We start from the raw sequence: 17,615 nt of genomic DNA on the forward strand, positions 1-17,615 counted from the left end.
CATGGTTCCTTTCACCCTGTGGCTACGCCGCCAGGGCATGAGGAGGTGGGAGGAGATAATCCTCGTGATCCTTGTCCTCGTGGCGTTCCAGCTGTTGTGGGACTGGGTGCTCTGGGACCTGCTGACTTGAGGCCGCGCGACCCTCGTTCCTGGAAGATCATGGAGAACTTTCCACCTTCTAAAGGCGTATCTGCTTCATGCTGATCGTGAAGAGCACCACAGTCTTCCTGAAACGCTTCTATGACCTCAATGGTGAGCAGATCGGCACGCTGACCATCGCCCCTGGGTAGGAGGAGCTCGCAACGGCCGCTTGAACCTGGGGCACGATGACGTTACCAAGCTTGAATTGACGGGCAGGACGTACCGCCTGGAATACGAAGTGTCCAACCTCCGCTCGTTCTGAGGAAACGAAATCCGGTATTTCCTGATGGATGGCACAACAGTTCTCGCAACCGCTGCTGCTTATCATCAAGATAACAAGCGCAACTGGGATCTCGAGATAGACAGCCGGTCATTTGAACTCGTCAATCGCAGCAGCTGGCACCGGCTCCGCTTTGCCCTGATGCAGGACAACGCTCAGGTCGGTGAAATTCAGGAAACCACGCGCCTGTTCGCGGTGACGAGAACCTACGAGGTCAGGGCCCCGCGATCATTCGACCCGGTGATTCAGGCTTTTCTCTATCACCTTGCGGCAGCCCGCACGTACACATCGTGATCACGGACGGAAGAAGGCGTGAACCAGTACGGTCCTTCCGCCCCGCAACAGTGTTTTCACTGCAACGACCAAACGACGGCATGATTTGATCACACCCCGGTTGGAGGAGTGATCCGGTTCATCTTGAGTCTGTTGAGCGCCTGAGGAGTGCGGGTGCTGCAGGGACATTCAGCACTCGCACTGATAGTCAAACCCAGAAGGCGGCGCTACAACATTACTGGCACCACCTTCGATCACCTCCTGCGATTCACCATTGACTCGCGGGGTGCCACAGTCGCTCATGCCAACCCGTGTTTGATCCCAGGTGAGGGCGTGACATGTAGAACGCCACCACTTCGATGTTCCCGATCAGTGCGTCGTTGAACTCGCTCAGCTCCTCGGCCGGCACCCACAACGCCTGGAATACCCCGAAGTGCCGGACGGCGTGATTGGGATTGCGGCACAAAAGATGGAAATCCGTGCGCTTTCTGTGTTCACACCCACCGTTACAGTGTCTGGCGTCCGGAGTTTAGGGTTCTGCGGTCATGGGACTGATGGTCGCCCGAACCTGCCGCACGCTGTCTGCGGGCAGGCCAGCAGTCCTGGCATGCTCATGAACAGCTTCTTCGTTCGGTGCCAGGTAGATGCAGTGGATGGCATCGTCAGTGACATAACTTTCGACCCATTGGACGTTTGTCCCATTCTGCTGCATCCTGGCCAGTACACCGTTGGAGTTCTGGGACGCGCTCCTGAGATCATCGCCGGACAACTGGCCCGCTCCGGGCATTTTGCGCTCGATCAAATACTTCGGCATGTTGGTTCTCCTCGGTTCCAGGTTTCACGACAGGCGACCGAACGAACGCTACGCGGCTCACCCTTTCAGCCGGTTCCCATTAAGCCGCCACAAATGGAGGTATTTAAGGCAAGGGCATGGGCAAGTACTTAATCATAGGCATGAATTGTTGTCACGTCAGTAAGCGGCATCCTAGGAGTATCAGTACGGCAATTTTTCTACCAAGGTATCGAACGTCACGGCCAGAGATCTTTGAGGTCTTCGGCAACCGCGCCCAGCAACTGCTTTCGGCTGGGTTCCAGCATAACGAATCGCGCTCAGTGCCGTAAGCGGCGTAAGCGACGGCGGCGCCCAGCCCTGCGGCCAGGACCGTTACCACTTCACTCATTTGCTGATCCCAGGTACACGCGGCGAATCTCGCAGCCGGGCGACAGTTCGGTTAGCAGGGCCTCGAGCGCGTCGCCGGCGGTGGTCAGGTCCTCGGGCGTCATCGGTGCGAGGGCGTCAAACAGAAAGTACGCCCTCGTCGTATCGTCCGTCAGGCGGGTACGGGTGCCCTGCCGCCAGTTCCACGCCCGGCACGTCACGCCGGCCTCGTCGGCCCAGACGACTTCTCCTGGCACCGGATGATCAACGAATGCAGCGCCGTCCTTGTTAGTCTCAAAAGGCTCCTTGCCATCGGCAACCTTCAACGTCACCGGGCCGACGACATGGTCGAGGTCCTCACCACCGCAGGGCACGACAAAGCGGACACTTACCGCGTTATAGGCGTCTGTCAGGCGGTTGATGGCCGGCAGCTCCCCGCCCTTGACCACGCGGGTGATCAGGGCCTCAGCGGAGTTCATGGTTTTCTTCGGTTTCATGCCGAACGCGCGGAACGCGTCCTGCCAGGCGGCCACGTGCGGGTGGGCGGCCACGGGTGAGGTCATGAACATCTGACGGGCGTGGCTTTCGGCCTCCCGGAGCAGCGCGATGCTGCGCTCGTTGCTGGGACCGTTCGTCAGGCCGGAAGCGAGCAGGACGAGGCCGTGGTAGGTCGGGAAACGTTCAGCCACGAGTGGACTGATCTGAAGCGGATTGGTCATGAAGTGATCTCCAAAATTCAAGGGCGTGGGGTTACTTGCGTTTCTGCCAGCCGGGGGAGGCGGTGTCGTTCTTCGCGGGCCAGCGGTCACTCAGCCCGGGCAGGTGGCCCTGTTTGCCGGTGATGCTCTCAGGCGTGATCGCGTACACGATGGTGCCGTTCACGCGCGGTAGCGAGTCCTTTTCCCGGCCCCAGGAGTCCTCCGGAGCGTACTTGGTCATGAACGCCCGGTAGAAGCGCACTTTCTCATCCATGTCCTCCACGATGCGGATGCGGCCGAACACAATCACGGAGCGGTACGAGACGGAGGTGTCGCATTCCACGTGCCCGTACGGGAAGATCTCGCCAGGTTCATCTACCTCGAAACTCACCTGCTCGTGGAAGCGCACATTTGTCAGGAATTGCCCTTCGTACCGGGCGGTATGCAGGTAGACCTGCCCGCCTTGCCAGGTGAACAGGTTCGGCACGACGTACGGGTAGCCGTCCGGGCCGAGCGTGCCGGTGCGCCCACAGAAGGCGGAGCTGAGGAACGCTTCCGCCTCCTCGCGGGTCATGGCTTTGTCCTGACGTTTGAGTTGGCCGCGAGGCGTGGTATCGGTCATGGCAGGCTCCTCTGAATTAGGCGGGGGGCTGGGCGGCATTCGTGGACGCAGCCAGGGCGCTCAGGGCGGGGCCACTGAGGCTGTAGTCCACCCAGACGGGATTGGCCTGCGCGCCCAGGCGTTCGTAGAAGCGCTGACCTGCTTCGTTCCAGTTCGCCACCGTCCAGCGGATGGATCCGCAGCCCCGCGCCGTGGCTTCCTGGGCAGCCGCGTGCATCAGCCCCTCCCCGACACGCTGACCACGCGCGCCCTCGGTCACGTAGAGCTCCTTCATGTACAGCGTCGGGCTGGCCGTGGCAGTAAAGGGAACGATGTAGTACACCAGCATGCCGGTCAGGGTCCCGTCCGCATCGGCTACCAGCGCATGAAAGTCGGGCGGATCCTGCTGAAAGCCCTGATGGAGCAGAATTTCCTCGGTCACCGCAAACACGTCGATGTACTGTTCGAATTCAGCGAGGGCGCGCATCAGCTCAAGAAGCTGCGGGATGTCCTGTTCTGTAGCCGGGCGGATGATCGTGGGCATACGCGTCATCCTGAACGACCATTGGTCAGTTCGGAAGATCCAATTCGCAGGAAAAATGACCAACCAATTGTGCGTCCCTGTTACCGGTGATCCGATTGCCGGGCGTGACGCTGCCTTAACCTGCCGGGCGACGTAGCGGCCTGGTGGTTCATCACCTCGACCAGCACCCGGGCTCCCTGCCGGATCTGCTCGATCTCCAGGCCCCCGTACCCCAGCAGGAGCCCGCCCGGAGCATTCTGAGCCACGTAGAAGGGAGCCAGGAGGCTGACGTTCACTCCCCGCGCTGCGGACTGCCGGGCCACTTCCTCCGCGTTCAGGCGTGCGTCCAGGTCCAGGTGAACATGAAAGCCTGCTTCCAGGCCGCCGACCCGAGCCACGTCGCGCGCGCCCTCCAGTTCACGCACGAGGGCCGCGCGTTTGCGGGCGTACACCCGGCGCATGCGGGCGAGGTGCCGCTCCAGGTCCCCTGCCCGCAGGAAGATCGCCAGCGCCCGCTGGACAGGCCAGGAGGTGTGGTAGTCGGCGATGGTCTTCAGCGCTTCCAGCCGCTCACGCAGCACCGGAGGTGCCACCACGTACCCGACCCGGAGGGCTGGCGACAGCACCTTCGAGAACGTGCCCAGGTACACCACCCGCGAGGGATCCAGGGCCGCCAGCGCGGGCAGTGGGGCGGTGTCGTACCGGAATTCACCGTCGTAATCGTCCTCGACGATCAGGCTGTCGTGCGCCTGCGCCCAGTCGAGCAAGGCGCGGCGCCGCGGCAGCGAGAGCCGGCTGCCCAGCGGGAATTGATGTGAAGGCGTGGTGTACACGAGCGTTGGCGCCTCTGCCCCCACAGGCAGTTCACTGACCCGCAGGCCGTCCCCATCGACGGGCACCGGCAGGATCCGTGCGCCGCGCTCACGCAGCACCTGCCGCGCGAGGCGGTAGCCGGGTTCCTCAAAGGCCGCGACGTCTCCTGGGGCAAGCACGGCGCGCGCCACGAGGTGGAGGCCCTGGATCGCCCCGGACGTAATCACCACGTCGTCGGGACCGCAGGGCACCCCCCGGGAGCGGTGCAGGTACGCGGCAATCTCGGCGCGCAGTTCAGGGTCACCGGCTGCCTGGGCGTACGCACCGGGTAGGGACTCTTCACTCACCCGGCGCCACGCGCGTTTCCACGCCTCGTCCGAAAGGGGCGCGACCGCCGGTTGACCGACCCGGAAGTCGATGGCGTGCGGATCTTTCGTAGCCGGAGCGACATCTGGCGTGACAGGTGACGCCCGCAACCAGTGGGGCGTGCCAGCCACTGGCGTGTGAGGAGCAGGCGCGACAGGCGCGGCAGGGAGGTCCACACTGACGTACGTGCCCGACCCGACCTGACCGACCAGGTAGCCTTCGGTGAGCAGGTCGTCGTAGGCGGCCATGACAGCCCCCCGGCTGGTGCCGAGCACCCTGGCGAGTGTGCGGGTGCTCGGCAGGCGCTCGCCGGGCCGCAACTGTCCTTGAAGGATCGCGTCGCGCAGTTGAGCCTGGAGTTGCCGGGCCACGGGTACGGCCCCATCCCTGTCCAGGTGCAATGGCACGTCGATCGTCACGTCCAGGGACCAGGAGGGGAGAGGGCGGCCATGTCCGTTCAGAGTGGCACTGCTCGGGTCAACGCATCAAGAGGCAGGTGAAGCTGGATGACCCATTCGAACCGGAACAAGCGCTCGAGCAGCCATGCAAAGCCAGCCCTGCATTACCGCAGGGCTGGCTTCCACCTTCACCCATACGGGGGATTCACTGCCCCTCTCCTTGCGCATCCCGCTGTCATCCGTGTGGCCGGGCTATGTGGGCGTAGCCCACGAGCACCACGACCAACCGTGAGCATCGAGGTCACGCGCTTACCGGGTTTGGGTCACCTTACTGAGAAGGGGAGGATGGTCTGGATCCAGGCCCCGGCGCACGGCAAGGTGAGCAGCGAACAGGTAAAACGCCACTGCACTGCCTACGGGGTCCGTGAGCGCATGACCTGTAGACATCGTCCTCAGGGTGCTCTCGGACGCGGGCCCAATGGTCCGAAGGTCCGATCGAGTGGTATGCAGTCCTTGGTAAGCTTCAGCCGAACTGTTCGCCGCAGCGTCCAAGGAAGTGAACGCCAAGACAGGCACGCCTTCCACCAGCAGGCGCTTGGGACCATGACTGAATTCCGCTGCGCTAAATGCCGAAGCCTGAATTCCGCATGTCTCCACAAGTTTGAGAGCGGCTTCCTGCGCCACACCAAAGTGCATGCCTCTGGCCAGAACCACCAGTTGCTGAATAAAACGGTACCGCTCTGCCAGATCACGCGCTCGTTCCTCCAGGGCCAATATCTCTTTGAGCACCTCAGGCAGACCAGCCAAAGCAAGGTCAAGGTCAAGGTCGCCCGACAGTTGTGCCACCACAGGAAGAAACGCCGTCAAACTGGCCAGGTAACTCTTGGTCGCTGCGACCGCCCGCTCCTCCCCGCACTGAAGGGGAAGCACAAACTCGGCCGCGTGAGCGAGCGCACTGTCTTCCACGTTCACCAGTGCAACGGTCAGGCCGCCTCGCTGCCGGGCCATCCTGAGGGTTTCCACCACATCCGGGCTTGCTCCGCTCTGTGAAACGGCCAGGACAAGTGCTCCCTGTAGATCAAGCTGAGCCCCATATAACGTGTGCACACTTGGCCCGATGCTGGCGACCGGAAGCGAGAGCTGGGTCTCCAGGCCATATTTCAGGAAGCTGCATGCATGATCACTGCTTCCTCTGGCAATCGTCACTGCCATCTTTGGCGGACGCTCCCGAATGGCACAGACGATTTCCTGGACGCGGGACATGTTCTGGACGATCTGGCGGCGGATGACTTCCGGGGCTTCGCGAGTCTCCTGAAGCATTAAAGGAGAGGATGGGTGCCGCTGAGTCTGAGTCACAGTGAAATCTCCTGACCGCCGATATAGACGGCCTTGATGGCAAGCTCCCGGTTGAGCACGACCAGGTCTGCCCGCAGTCCTTCTGAAATTTGCCCGCGGTCAGTCAGTCCAACTGAGGCAGCCGGTGTGGCACTCAGCATCCGGCTGGCTTCGGCCAGGGAAACTCCTGCCCTGACGGCATTCCGGAGTGCGGTGTGCATGGTCAGGACGCTGCCCGCCAACGTCCCGTCTGTCAGACGCGCCTGTCCATTCTTGACCAGGACGCGCTGGCCGCCCAGTTCGCTCTCCCCATCACCCAGCCCTGTAGCCCGGATAGCGTCGGTAACCAGCAGGACCCGGTTTCGGGCAGCCGCGTGAGCCAGCAGAAATGCTGTCGGGTGAACATGGGCGTTATCAAGGATGATCTCCACGAACGTCTCAGGGTTGGTCAGCAGCGCTCCAGGGACGCCCGGCAAGCGCCCTTCAATGCCCCCCATCGCGTTAAACAGGTGCGTGCCGGCAGTGCGGGCCCCCCCGGCCTGAAGCGCGTCGAGGAGTGCTTTTACCGTCTGGGCATCGGCCCGGGTATGACCGATTCCGATCCTGATTCCTGCTGCGGTCAACTGCAAAGCAGCGTGCCAGACCCCTGGAAGTTCGGGCGCCAGGGTGACCGCGCGCACCACATCCAGCTCCAGCACCTCAGCCAGAAGGTCAGCCGTAGGTTCAATCGCGAAGGGCGGTTGCGCTCCCAACCGCATTGGACTGATGAACGGTCCCTCCAGGTGCGCTCCAGGAATGTCGGCGCCCCCATCGACACCCTCTTCCATCACCGCCTTCACTGCGCGCAGGGCTCCCACCACTTCGGGCCAGGGGGCAGTCATCGTGGTGGGCAACAATGTCGTGGTGCCGAACCGGGCATGCGTTCGGGCCATCTCCCGAATACCTTTCACTCCGTCCATGGTGTCCCCGCCACCGCCCCCATGCACATGCGTATCAATGAAGCCCGGCAGGATCAAAACATCATCCGGAGCGTCCGGTGAAGGTGAAACCTGCTGCACCGTTTGAGTAAACACCACTGTCGCGGGATGGAACGCTGCACCGTTAAAGACCCGCCCAGTGACCTGTCGGACCGGAAGGCGTGCTTGCCGTGCCGAGAGTGACCCTGTCACAGGATCTGGCGCCTCCCGTGTTCACTGATGCTCACCAAGTTCGTCAGCGTGCGGCTTTTCCCGGCAAACCGCATCTCGCCTTCGACCATCGTGCGGGGGGGCATGGGGATTAGCCGCAGGATGGACAGGCTCGTTACACTCTTGCCAGATCCTCCCTCCACGCCGGGCATCCCGCCCTTGTTGATATGATATGGAAGGTGACATCACCGGCGGTGTTGAAGTTCGTCTTCAGGCTATTTACAGCCAGTAGTTCCTCGCCCTGACGGGTCATGCGGTCATCTCCTGCCGGATGGTCCTGGCGTGCAAGGCCACGCCAAGAAGACCGGCATCAGCACCGTGAGCTGCTCGGGTGAGCCGTAAGTCAGGCAAAGCGGCGTTCAGCACGAAGTGGGTCCAGTCACGCAGACCCAGGCTGCCCCCGAGTGAAACCAGGTTCAGGCCGAGCAGGCAGTGGGCGTCGTGGATTCGGTCTGCCAGGATCTGGAAAGGGGCAGTAAGAAGTGTTTGGGCGTGCACGTCGCCTTGCTCGGCAGCATCGAACAGCGCGCGAACGCTTCCCAGAGGACCGGCAGCCTGTTCCAGGCCTCTCCCAGAGGACGTGACCTCCAGTGCCTGCCCTTCAGGGCCACGGGCAAAGCCCAGACCGATGTCCAGACCTTCAGGCGCTTGTACGAGGCGCCCGCGCAGCACCAGCCCACTGCCGATGCCGGTTGAGATCGTCAGAAACATGAAGTGGTCTGGCTTTCCGGATGCCTGCCATTCGGCAAGGGTGGCCGCCTTGGCGTCGTTGAGCACCGTTACTGGCCGGCCGGTGGCGCGGCTCAGAAGGCCTTCTACCGGGACGGCAGTCCAGCCGGGCATCGTCGCCTGATTGATGGCCGTCACACAACCCTGATGCACGCGGCCGGTGCAGGCCACAGCCAGCGGAACATACGGTGGGGCGTGGCATTGATTCAGGAGGCTCAAAACTTGATCCAGGACGGCCTGGGGCCCCTGACTGGCTGGCGTGGCGGCTTCGTGCCGGTGAGTGACGGCGCTACCCTGGACCACTGCCACGCGAGTGGTGGTTCCACCGATGTCGACAGCAAGGCAAGTTCCTTCAGCTGCCGTCACGGAGTGCTCCGGCGAACCAGGTGGTAATGACATCCGGACGGGTGATAGCGCTGCCGACGACCACCGCGTGTGCGCCATGGCGCATGGCACGTGCCGCGTCCTGCGGGCTGTTGAGACGTCCCTCAGCGATAAACGTCAACCCTCCTTCACGAAGCTCGTCCATGAGGAGCCAGTCCGCCGTGGTCAGTGCTCTGCTATGTGGGGTGTACCCGGCCAGGGTCGTGCCGACGATGTCTGCCCCCGCCTCGTAGGCGGCCTGGGCCTCGGGAAGGGTACTGATGTCGGCCATGGCCAGCGCGCCAGCGGCGTGGATGGTCTGGACAAGGTGCACGACGCTTTCCGGGCGAGGACGCAGGGTCGCGTCAAAAGCGACGATGTCACTTCCAAGTTCCGCGAGGCGCGCCGCTTCCGCACTGGTCGGGGTGATGTACACGGGGGTGTCTGGGCGGTCCGTTTTCGTCAGCCCGATGATCGGAAGGTCTGTGACCGCGCGCACGGCCAGGACGTCCTCGAAGCCCTGGATCCGCAGTCCGGCGGCGCCGCCTTGCTGCGCGGCAAGGGCGAGGCGGCTGATGATGTGGGGGTCGCGCAGTGGACTTCCCGGGTTGGCCTGGCAGGAGACGATCAGCCTGCCGCGCAGGCGGTCGAGAACCGCGCTCACAGCAGGCCGCCCTCCCGCAGGATGGCGCCCACGCGTTCTGTTTCCTGGTCGTTCAGGGGCAGATTCGGACGGTTCATGTGGTGGTAGGGAATCAGGCCCATCAGCTTCAAGGCGGTCTTGAAGCCGCCCACGCCCGAGGCGCCTCCGCTCGTCCGCGGCGCACCTTGCAGCGCAATGCTGAACAGACGAATCAAGCGTTCCTGGATCTGCCGGGCTTTGACCCAGTCCCCGGTCCGCGCGGTGTCGTAGAGCGCCACATACGCGGCCGGATCCACGTTCCCCAAACCAGGCACGCAGCCGTGCGCTCCGACCTGGAAGGCAGTGTCCACCATCAGTTCTGAGCCGGTGAACAGCCGGAAGTCCGGGTCGTTCTGACATTCCAGGGCCAGCAGCCGGAAGTTGGTGTCGTCCCCGCTGCTGTCTTTCAGACCCTCGATCAGCCCCTCGGCGCGCAATGTCCTCAAGGTGGCGCGCTCCAGTTTGACGTGTACACACACCGGAATGTCGTACGCCATGATGGGCAGAGGCACCGCCTGCCGGATGGCACGGAAATGTTCGATAATTTCGGTCTGGCTTGTCCGGGCGTAGAACGGAGCAGTGACGACGAGCCCGTCCACACCTGCGGCCTGCGCGTCTCGGGCGTGCGCAATGACGCGGTCGGTGGTCGGGTCGATGACCCCCGCGAGAAGGGGAACACGGCCTTGGGTCTCATCAACTGCGATTCTCAGCACTTCGCGGCGGGCGGGCGCGTCCATGAACACGACTTCGCTGGTGGAGCCCAGCAGGAACAGACCATGGACTCCTCCCAAGAGCAGATGCCGGATGACCTGGCGAAGGGCGGTTTCGTCAACCTGATAGTCGGGAGTCAGGGGGGTAACGACCGGCGGGATAATGCCGTGAAAGGCCTGAGCGGCACGGATGGTGGTCATGTGGGTCTCCAGGTGGGGTTGGGGAAAGCCGTTCAAGGAAAGTGGCGAACTTACTGGCGGGCTTTCGGGTCGAGGGCGTCACGCAGGCCGTCACCCAGGAAGTTGGTGGCCAGCACCGTAAGAACAATCAGCGCCCCTGCCGGCATCCATTGCCAGGGGTAGGCTTCCAGGACGGTAATTTCACGCGCGGTGCTCAGCAGGTTCCCCCAGCTGGCCTGCGGAGGTTGAACGCCGAGGCCCAGGAAGCTCAGGCCGGCTTCCGTAAGAATGGCGCTGGCCACGCCAAGACTGACGAAGACCACCAGCACGTCAACGGCGTTGGGAAGGGCATGCTTGAGCAAAATGCGGCGGTCCGTGGCGCCGAGGGCGTTGGCTGCCGCAATGAATTCCAGCTCCCGGACGGAGAGCAGCTTGGCCCGGACCAGCCGGGCGGCAAGAGGCCAGCCGAGCAGGCCGATGATCACGATGGTCTTGTCGATTCCAGGCCCGATGATGGCCGCCAGGGTGAGCAGCACGATAATGCTCGGGAAAGTCATGACAATATCGACGAAACGCATGATCACGTTGTCCACCCAGCCCCCGAAATAGCCTGCCAGGGCGCCGAGAATGGTGCCCACCACGACGGAGATGAGCGTACTGAACAGGCCCACCATCAGGGAGACCCGACCGGCGCTGAAGGTCCGGGCGAACACGTCCCGGCCGGTCGGGTCGGTCCCCAGCCAGTGCCGGCTGCTGGGCGGCTGGTTGCGGGACATCAGGTCAATGTCGTCCGGTTTGAACGGGGAAACCACGGGACCAACAACAACGGCCAGGACAATCAGGCTGAGCAGCAGCAGGCCGAGGACAGCCAGGCGGTGACGGAGGAAGCGTTTGAAAGCCAGGGTGGTGGGATTCCGCCTGATTCCAGGTGCGGTGAGCGCAGTCATTCGGGCACCTCCTTTTAGCTGTACCGGATGCGCGGGTCGATCGCTCCGTACAGCACGTCCGTGATGAGGTTGGCGAGGAGAATCACGGTGGCCAGTACCAGGGTGGTGCCCATGATCATGGGATAGTCCCGGGAGTCGATCGCGTCCAGGTACAGCTGCCCGGTGCCTGGCCAGGAGAAGATGCTCTCGAGGAACACTGCGCCGCCGATCAGGTTGGCGACATTCGCGCCGATGACCGTCACGACCGGAATCAACGCGTTGCGCAGTACGTGTTTGCTGATGACCCTGGTGTGCGGAACGCCCTTCGCGCTGGCCGTCCGAACGTAATCCTGGAACACCACGTCCAGAACGCTGGAGCGTGTGTAACGCATCAGGACCGCGATGTACGTGACAGAGAGGATCGAGGCCGGCAGAATCAGGTGACTGAGGGTGTCCAGGACGCTGCCGTCACCGGGCGTCTGGTACCCGCCGGCGGGGAACCACTGGAGCTTGAGGGCGAAGACGTACATGCCGATCAACCCGGCCAGAAAGGCGGGGGTAGAGATGCCCAGGAATGCGAGGAATGTCAGGCCGTTGTCCAGCGCGGTGTAGCGTTTCACGGCAGCCAGAACCCCGAAGAACACCCCGAGGGCGACGCCGAGGGTCATACCCAGGCCCATCAGCATCAGGGTGGGAGGCAGGCGACGGGCGATCTCTGATGTGACCGGTTCACCGTTCTTGATGCGGTACCCGAGGTCTCCCTGAGCAGCTTTGCCGAGCCAGCGGAGGTACTGGACGGGTTTCGGCTGATCGAGTCCAAGTTCGGTGCGGATAATTTCGCGTTGCTGGACGCTGATGACCTGATCCGGAGGGATGTACGCATCCATCGGATCGCCGGGCGTGAATTGAAGCATCGTGAAAATGATGGCGGTGATCACCAGCAGCAGCGGGATGGTGGTCAGCAGCCGCCGAACAACGTAGGTGCCCATGTGTCGTGCCCTCCTCGGGGCCTGGCGGCGGGCTGGACGGGCGTCCGGTGACACTCTTGGACCGTCCAGCCTGCCGCACTCAGGGGTTTACTTGATGTCCCAGAGGTGAGCCTGATCGTCGTACCGGCCGCCGCCGGGCGCAGGAGTCCAGACGAAGTTCACGAGGTCCTTGGTGGCTCCGCCGAAGCGTTTTGCGGTCCAGAGTGTGGCCCACGGAAGCTGCTCGTTCACGAGACTGCACACGTTCTGGTACGCCTTGGTGCGGGCGGCTACGGCTGCGGTCTCCTGCCCCTGCTCGAACAGCTTGTTCACGGCTGGCAGGTTGACCCTCATGCGGTTGGTGCCGTTCGGGGGCATGAAGTCCGAATGCAGGCTGGGGTAGAGCGTATCCGGGTCAGGGCCGTTGCCGATTCCCGCGTACACCATCTGGAAGGCCGTGCCGTTGGTGACCTGATTGTAGGTGGGGGTGTCCAGGAAGCGTGGGGTAATTTTGAGGCCCACTTGCGCGAACATCTGCTGCAAGGTCACCAGAACGTCCTTGCTGAGCTGGTCGGTGTAGTACGTGATGACTTCGATGTTCTGACTGCTGTTCCATCCGGCGGCCTGAAGCAGTTGCCGGGCCTTGGCGGGGTCGTAAGCGTACTTATTGACGCTTTTGGGCACGTAGCGGCTGTTTGTGACGGGGCAGTAAGCCAGCTCCGCGCCGCCGCCGTACAGTTGTTTGATGATGGTGTTGCGGTCGATGGCGTGCAACATGGCCTGCCGGACGCGAATGTCTTTGAACTGGTCGCTGGCGTTGTTGAAGCCGAGGTAGTTGGCCACCTGGCTGGGGCCGCTCAGAATGCTGACGCTGCTGCCACTGAATGTTTTGGTGTCGTCCAGGGTCAGGTACGTGAAGTCGATGTTGCCGCTCTTCAGGGCCAGGACAGCGGCCGCCTGCTCCTTGAAGTAACGGTTCACCAGCCGGTCAACTTTGGGTTTGCCTTTGTAGTAATTGGGGTTGGCTTTGAGTTCGACGTACTGGTCAGGCACGTGACGGCTCCACATGAATGGGCCGGTTCCGACGGGTTCGGTACGCCACCAGGTGGAGGTGCGCAGTTCCCGGGCGGGGATTTTTGAGAGTTCGTGCTGAGGCAGGATCATGAAGCTGGTCAGGGCGTCGAGCAACGCCGCGTTGGGCTTGCTCAGGGTCACGACGACCGTCCGTGTATTGGGAGTCTGGATGCTTCGGATGTTGCCGAACTTCGCAGCGAATGCGCTGCCGGAGTCCGGGTTGTTGGCGAGTTCAAGACTGAATTTGACGTCCTTGCTGGTGAAGGGTTTGCCGTCGTGCCATTTCACGCCGCTTTGCAGGATAAAAGTGTATTTCTTGCCGCCGTCCCCGACCACCCAGGAGCTGGCAAGGTCACCACTGATTTTCTTGAACCCGGCGTCATACAGCACGAGGGTGGAGTAGTACTTGTTCAGCCAGGTGAACCCGGCGGTATTGGTGAGCGGGTTGAACTGTTGCGGTGCGCCTCCTGGGCCTTGATCGAAGGCGCCAGTGATGACCTTGTCGGCGGAGGCGGTGCCCAGGGTGGTCAGGGCGAGGGTGAGGGCCAGCACGGAACGCTTGATCATGGTGTTCTCCTGTTGGGGTAGAGGTCAGGATGCGGGGGTGGAGCGGACGTCAGTGACGAGCGTGGTGTCGGTGGATGGAGCGAGGCGTTCGTTGATCTGCTGGAAGTGGGCGTGCATGGCCTGCGTGACCTTGGCTGGTTTTCTCTGACGCAGGGCGTCGACGATGGCCATGTGGTCCTGAGCGGTCTGTTCGAGGTTCCAGTGGGTGGCGCCAGCGCTGCCGTGCAGTCGGCGGAACACTTCCCAGAACAGTTCGACGAGGCGGTTGAGGAAGAGGTTGTGCAGGGGGCGGTAGAGCACGAGGTGGAATTCGCGGTCTTCATCCTCGAAGGTCTCGCCGCGCTTGGCTTTGTCGATCATCTGCTGGGCGAGACGGTGGAGCTGGTCAATCTGTTGCGGGGTGGTGTGGCTGACGACCATGCCGACGAGCCCTTCTTCGAGGGCAGTGCGGACCTGCAACAGGTCGCGCAGGGATTTCCCGTCGCTGGCGAAGGAGTAGGGCAGGTTTTCGAAGATGCTGTCGAAGGTGAAGGCTTTGACGTACAGGCCTTCGCCTTGTCTGGCTTCGAGGATGCCGACGGCTTCCAGGGTCTTCACGCCTTCGCGCAGGGACAGGCGGCTCATGCCCATGTCTTTGGCCAGCTGGCTTTCGGAAGGAAGCAGATCGCCGGGTCGCAGGTGGTGTTCTTCGATGTAGCGTTTGATGGCGATTTGTGCCTGGCGGTAGGCGGGTACTTTGGTGGTCATGCGGCCTCCTGCATGCGAGAGGTCTGTTCCGAGCGAGAACATCAGATATCTGATAGGTAGATTGAGCATAAGGACTGTGACCTCAAACGTCAAGCACCGGTCATGGGTTGCCTGATCAGCATTCATCGCGCTCCCTCAAGGCCTTCTGCAAGGCGAAATAACCCGACTCAACACGTGAGCAGGTGACTCAGACAGGTGCTGTTTGACAGAACACTATGCCCCCGATACGATGCTCCTGCTTCTCGTCACTTATCAGACATCTAACCTCAGATAACTGAGCTGCGGGGTAGTGTTCCGCTCGCTGGAGGTCCTTATGAGCAGCATGTTTCGGTCTGCCGCCCAGGGCGGCGACAGCGGTGGCGAACACGGCGGCACCTATCCTGACCTGCCGCTGCCGCTCACACATGGCGTGGGCGGAATCATCGGTACGACCGTTTACGCTGGACTGGGCACCGCCGGGCAGAAATTCTTTGCACTGGACCTCACGCAACCCAACCGCGTATGGACCGAAGTGGCTGCCTTTCCCGACCCTGCGCGTGACCAGGCTGCGGCCGCCGTGGCAAACGGAAAACTGTACGTGTTCGGTGGAATCGGGAAAAGCACGCCTGAGGCCACCACCGCGGTATTTCATCAGGTCCACGTCTATGATCCAGGTGCCAACACCTGGGCCATGCTGAACACCCGCGTTCCCCGGGAAATCGCTGGAGGCAGCGCCGTTACCCAGGGCGACCGGATCCTTCTCTTCGGCGGTGTCAACCGCACCATCTTCGACAGGTACTTTGAGGACATGGCGGCCGCCGGAACCGACAAGGACAGAAGAGACACAGTGACACTCGCGTACTTCAACCAGCGACCTCAGGACTACCGCTTCAGCCGGGACCTTCAGGCCTACTCTCCCGCCACCAACACCTGGGAATCCCTGGGGGTTGTGCCCTTCGCTGGTCGGACTGGAGCCGCCCTCCACTTAGAGGGCAATATCCTGACCGTGATGAATGGCGAGCTCAAACCTGGCCTCCGCACGCCCGCTGTCCATCAAGGCGTCGTCAGCCCGGCGGGCGTCACCTGGCGCGCGTTGCCTGACCTTCCCCCCCCAGCGGCTGGCCAAGTCCAGGAAGGTCTGGCCGGCGCCTACACCGGGTGCAGTGGTGGTGCGCTCCTGCTGGCTGGAGGCACGAACTTCCCCGGAAGTAGCGCGCAATTTGCCCGGGGTACCCTTTACGCCCACCAAGGGCTGAAGAAGACCTGGCACACCACCGTGTACGCCTTACGGGGAGGCCGCTGGAGTATCGCCGGCCAGCTGCCACAAGCTCAAGGACACGGCTTGAGCATCCAGTTCGGTGACGAGGTCCTGCTGATCGGCGGGGAGCTTCCAGGTGGAACAGCAAGCGCGAAAGTCATCTCAGTGCAGGTCAAAGACGGCCAACTGCTGACTGCCCGCTGAGGAGACAGCCGTCCCTTTGTGCGCGCCGGCCGGGTGCCTGGTGCTGTCAATGAGCTGTGGGCCCTGTGCTTAACCCGGTCCTCGCGCACCCTGACCCCAGGAAAGTCAGGTCGCCTGCTGGCGCCGCACGTGGTTGCCACTGGTGGTCGCATGGTTCTGGAAGAGGGTGTCGTCCCGCCTTGGGAGACGCCAGGCGCAGATCGTGCGACTCACCGGAGATCGTCTCGAGACATATGGAGAGTGGTCCAGCCTGCGCGTGCTCCGGCAGCACATGCAAATCCTCGCTGAGCAGGGACTGCTGGAGCCGGTGTTCGAGGGCCATAGCTACCAGCTCCCGATGGACGCAATCACCGTTGAATGAAGGTGCCGCCCTTCCCGACCCGTCTGCCGAGTGCACTCATCCCATGCAGCCGGATGTAACGGTTTGGTCAGTGCGTTTCAAATCTGCGACAGGTTGGTGATGAAAAAGGCGGCCAAGTGGCCGCCTTTGATGTGAAACAGTATAGCCCAGGATCCACGTATGCGCAACGTATGCATTCCGATTCTCGGGGCTGAACTCTGAAAGACCGGGATACGCGCTCCTGACGGTCGCAGACTCTTCAGAGATCGGCGAGTTTACCAGCCAGGTCATCTGCCGGCACATCAACGTACGCCCGTGTGTGTTGACGTTGGCATGGCCCAGATGGTGTGCCACACGAACAAAATCCCGCGTCCGTCGGTACAATAAGGTTCCGTTGTATTTCCGGAAAGCATGAAAGCCCGCCCAGGGGAGACCCTCCTGTTCCATCAGGCGCCGCAGGTGATAGGTCGCACCAGACCGGTGAGCGTAGGTGAACAGGCGGTCCCCTTTACCCTGACCAGCATGTGCCTGAAGGGCGTCGAGGAGGCTGCCGGAGATGCCGACGATGCGGCGCTTGCGCCCTTTGCCCTGAACGGTCAGGCGGCGGCTGGCGAGGTCCACCTGAGTCCAGGTGAGGGTCAGGGCTTCCTCGATGCGCAATCCCGCATGTGCTGTCAGCAGGATCAGAACCCGCAGGTCGGTGCGCTGCTCCCGTTCCGCGGCGGCCAGCGCCCGGTGCACCACCGTCTCGCGGTGGGGAGGCCGCCGGGTGATCGCATCGGTCCGGTCCCGCGGCTGCATCAGGATCGGCTTCCTACACGGCATCCAGGTGCTCAATCGCCTGCGTCGCCTGGAGGACCAGGTGCGCGGCCTGCATAAGATGGTCGACGAGGAGCGGCCGTGTCAGGAGATCCTCACGCTGCTCAGCGGTGTCCGCAGTGCCCTGGACGCCACCGGGGAAACCATTTTTGAGCAGTACCTGCTGAGCTGCGCGGCCGAGGAAGGGGAGCCTCTGCCGACCAAGGAGATTGTCAAAACAGCGCGTCTGCTGCGCTGACGGGAACAGCATATGGGAAGAGTGAGGACGGCCAGCAGTTCGAACACTCCCCCGTCA

General features: G+C 62.6%; 20 protein-coding genes. 4 read left to right on the top strand and 16 right to left on the bottom strand.

Going from position 1 to position 17,615, the window contains the following annotated elements; genetic code table 11:
• Nucleotides 1-427: 427 nt before the first annotated feature.
• Complete coding sequence (locus DEIDE_RS16720) at nucleotides 428-715, top strand: hypothetical protein (protein ID WP_041228049.1); 288 nt, start codon at nucleotides 428-430, stop codon at nucleotides 713-715.
• 247 nt (nucleotides 716-962) lie between these two features.
• Here DEIDE_RS16720 and DEIDE_RS19320 read toward each other — a convergent pair whose 3' ends face one another.
• From DEIDE_RS19320 to DEIDE_RS16790, 15 genes are all read right to left on the bottom strand, one after another.
• Entirely contained in the window at nucleotides 963-1,160 is a 198-nt protein-coding gene (locus DEIDE_RS19320) for a hypothetical protein (RefSeq protein WP_162485740.1), read from the bottom strand.
• A 63-nt stretch (nucleotides 1,161-1,223) separates the two neighbouring features.
• Nucleotides 1,224-1,508, bottom strand: a complete 285-nt coding sequence (locus DEIDE_RS16725; RefSeq protein WP_012694916.1) for a DUF4242 domain-containing protein — start codon at nucleotides 1,506-1,508, stop codon at nucleotides 1,224-1,226.
• A 359-nt stretch (nucleotides 1,509-1,867) separates the two neighbouring features.
• Nucleotides 1,868-2,572 (bottom strand): B3/B4 domain-containing protein, encoded by a 705-nt coding sequence (locus DEIDE_RS16730; protein ID WP_012694917.1) that lies wholly within the window; start codon nucleotides 2,570-2,572, stop codon nucleotides 1,868-1,870.
• A gap of 31 nt (nucleotides 2,573-2,603) precedes the next feature.
• Nucleotides 2,604-3,173, bottom strand: a complete 570-nt coding sequence (locus tag DEIDE_RS16735) for a pyridoxamine 5'-phosphate oxidase family protein (protein ID WP_012694918.1) — start codon at nucleotides 3,171-3,173, stop codon at nucleotides 2,604-2,606.
• Between the two features lie 16 nt (nucleotides 3,174-3,189).
• On the bottom strand, nucleotides 3,190-3,696 hold the full coding sequence (locus DEIDE_RS16740) for a GNAT family N-acetyltransferase (RefSeq protein ID WP_012694919.1): 507 nt from the start codon (nucleotides 3,694-3,696) through the stop codon (nucleotides 3,190-3,192).
• Between the two features lie 80 nt (nucleotides 3,697-3,776).
• Nucleotides 3,777-5,273 carry a MocR-like pyridoxine biosynthesis transcription factor PdxR gene (pdxR, locus tag DEIDE_RS16745; protein WP_242403031.1) on the bottom strand — a complete coding sequence of 499 codons (1,497 nt, stop codon included), beginning with the start codon at nucleotides 5,271-5,273 and terminating at the stop codon, nucleotides 3,777-3,779.
• Nucleotides 5,274-5,561: 288 nt separating this feature from the next.
• Nucleotides 5,562-6,572 (bottom strand): SIS domain-containing protein, encoded by a 1,011-nt coding sequence (locus DEIDE_RS16750; protein ID WP_041228050.1) that lies wholly within the window; start codon nucleotides 6,570-6,572, stop codon nucleotides 5,562-5,564.
• A gap of 32 nt (nucleotides 6,573-6,604) precedes the next feature.
• A complete protein-coding gene (nagA, locus tag DEIDE_RS16755; RefSeq protein WP_012694922.1) occupies nucleotides 6,605-7,756 on the bottom strand; it encodes an N-acetylglucosamine-6-phosphate deacetylase in 1,152 nt (383 codons plus the stop codon).
• A 267-nt stretch (nucleotides 7,757-8,023) separates the two neighbouring features.
• Complete coding sequence (locus DEIDE_RS16760; protein WP_338032151.1) at nucleotides 8,024-8,947, bottom strand: ROK family protein; 924 nt, start codon at nucleotides 8,945-8,947, stop codon at nucleotides 8,024-8,026.
• Nucleotides 8,856-9,530 (bottom strand): N-acetylmannosamine-6-phosphate 2-epimerase, encoded by a 675-nt coding sequence (locus DEIDE_RS19720; RefSeq protein ID WP_012694924.1) that lies wholly within the window; start codon nucleotides 9,528-9,530, stop codon nucleotides 8,856-8,858. The genes DEIDE_RS16760 and DEIDE_RS19720 overlap by 92 nt, the downstream gene beginning before the upstream one ends.
• Entirely contained in the window at nucleotides 9,527-10,459 is a 933-nt protein-coding gene (locus DEIDE_RS19725) for a dihydrodipicolinate synthase family protein (protein ID WP_012694925.1), read from the bottom strand. The genes DEIDE_RS19720 and DEIDE_RS19725 overlap by 4 nt, the downstream gene beginning before the upstream one ends.
• A 50-nt stretch (nucleotides 10,460-10,509) precedes the next feature.
• Complete coding sequence (opp4C, locus tag DEIDE_RS16775; protein WP_012694926.1) at nucleotides 10,510-11,385, bottom strand: oligopeptide ABC transporter permease; 876 nt, start codon at nucleotides 11,383-11,385, stop codon at nucleotides 10,510-10,512.
• Between the two features lie 14 nt (nucleotides 11,386-11,399).
• A complete protein-coding gene (locus tag DEIDE_RS16780) occupies nucleotides 11,400-12,353 on the bottom strand; it encodes an ABC transporter permease (protein ID WP_012694927.1) in 954 nt (317 codons plus the stop codon).
• A gap of 87 nt (nucleotides 12,354-12,440) precedes the next feature.
• The gene (locus tag DEIDE_RS16785; RefSeq protein ID WP_012694928.1) at nucleotides 12,441-13,973 is read right to left on the bottom strand and encodes an ABC transporter substrate-binding protein; all 1,533 of its coding nucleotides are present in this window, start codon (nucleotides 13,971-13,973) and stop codon (nucleotides 12,441-12,443) included.
• Nucleotides 13,974-13,997: 24 nt separating this feature from the next.
• Nucleotides 13,998-14,720, bottom strand: a complete 723-nt coding sequence (locus DEIDE_RS16790; RefSeq protein ID WP_012694929.1) for a FadR/GntR family transcriptional regulator — start codon at nucleotides 14,718-14,720, stop codon at nucleotides 13,998-14,000.
• 313 nt (nucleotides 14,721-15,033) lie between these two features.
• On the opposite strand from DEIDE_RS16790, the gene DEIDE_RS16795 reads away from it, so the two are divergent.
• Together DEIDE_RS16795 and DEIDE_RS16800 are read left to right on the top strand one after the other, a co-directional pair.
• Entirely contained in the window at nucleotides 15,034-16,161 is a 1,128-nt protein-coding gene (locus DEIDE_RS16795; protein WP_012694930.1) for an N-acetylneuraminate epimerase, read from the top strand.
• Nucleotides 16,162-16,363: 202 nt separating this feature from the next.
• Nucleotides 16,364-16,522, top strand: coding sequence for a hypothetical protein (locus DEIDE_RS16800; protein ID WP_162485743.1), 159 nt, complete (start codon nucleotides 16,364-16,366; stop codon nucleotides 16,520-16,522).
• 36 nt (nucleotides 16,523-16,558) lie between these two features.
• Here the strand turns inward: DEIDE_RS16800 and DEIDE_RS16805 are convergent, their stop codons facing one another.
• Nucleotides 16,559-17,302, bottom strand: a complete 744-nt coding sequence (locus DEIDE_RS16805) for a tyrosine-type recombinase/integrase (protein WP_162485744.1) — start codon at nucleotides 17,300-17,302, stop codon at nucleotides 16,559-16,561.
• A gap of 28 nt (nucleotides 17,303-17,330) precedes the next feature.
• Here DEIDE_RS16805 and DEIDE_RS16810 point away from each other — a divergent pair, with 28 nt between their 5' ends.
• A complete protein-coding gene (locus DEIDE_RS16810) occupies nucleotides 17,331-17,558 on the top strand; it encodes a metal-sensitive transcriptional regulator (RefSeq protein ID WP_162485772.1) in 228 nt (75 codons plus the stop codon).
• Nucleotides 17,559-17,615: the final 57 nt, after the last annotated feature.

Origin of the sequence: Deinococcus deserti VCD115 (assembly GCF_000020685.1) — a bacterium.
GTDB lineage: Bacteria > Deinococcota > Deinococci > Deinococcales > Deinococcaceae > Deinococcus > Deinococcus deserti.

Bases quoted from the DNA above. Each gene is read 5' to 3' on its own strand.
- DEIDE_RS16720 (WP_041228049.1), top strand. From the start codon at position 428: ATGGATGGCACAACAGTTCTCGCAACCGCTGCTGCTTATCATCAAGAT.
- DEIDE_RS16725 (WP_012694916.1), bottom strand. From the start codon at position 1,508: ATGCCGAAGTATTTGATCGAGCGCAAAATGCCCGGAGCGGGCCAGTTG.
- DEIDE_RS16730 (WP_012694917.1), bottom strand. From the start codon at position 2,572: ATGACCAATCCGCTTCAGATCAGTCCACTCGTGGCTGAACGTTTCCCG.
- DEIDE_RS16735 (WP_012694918.1), bottom strand. From the start codon at position 3,173: ATGACCGATACCACGCCTCGCGGCCAACTCAAACGTCAGGACAAAGCC.
- DEIDE_RS16740 (WP_012694919.1), bottom strand. From the start codon at position 3,696: ATGCCCACGATCATCCGCCCGGCTACAGAACAGGACATCCCGCAGCTT.
- DEIDE_RS16750 (WP_041228050.1), bottom strand. From the start codon at position 6,572: ATGCTTCAGGAGACTCGCGAAGCCCCGGAAGTCATCCGCCGCCAGATC.
- DEIDE_RS16760 (WP_338032151.1), bottom strand. From the start codon at position 8,947: ATGGCGCACACGCGGTGGTCGTCGGCAGCGCTATCACCCGTCCGGATG.
- DEIDE_RS19725 (WP_012694925.1), bottom strand. From the start codon at position 10,459: ATGACCACCATCCGTGCCGCTCAGGCCTTTCACGGCATTATCCCGCCG.
- opp4C (WP_012694926.1), bottom strand. From the start codon at position 11,385: ATGACTGCGCTCACCGCACCTGGAATCAGGCGGAATCCCACCACCCTG.
- DEIDE_RS16780 (WP_012694927.1), bottom strand. From the start codon at position 12,353: ATGGGCACCTACGTTGTTCGGCGGCTGCTGACCACCATCCCGCTGCTG.
- DEIDE_RS16785 (WP_012694928.1), bottom strand. From the start codon at position 13,973: ATGATCAAGCGTTCCGTGCTGGCCCTCACCCTCGCCCTGACCACCCTG.
- DEIDE_RS16790 (WP_012694929.1), bottom strand. From the start codon at position 14,720: ATGACCACCAAAGTACCCGCCTACCGCCAGGCACAAATCGCCATCAAA.
- DEIDE_RS16795 (WP_012694930.1), top strand. From the start codon at position 15,034: ATGAGCAGCATGTTTCGGTCTGCCGCCCAGGGCGGCGACAGCGGTGGC.
- DEIDE_RS16805 (WP_162485744.1), bottom strand. From the start codon at position 17,302: ATGCAGCCGCGGGACCGGACCGATGCGATCACCCGGCGGCCTCCCCAC.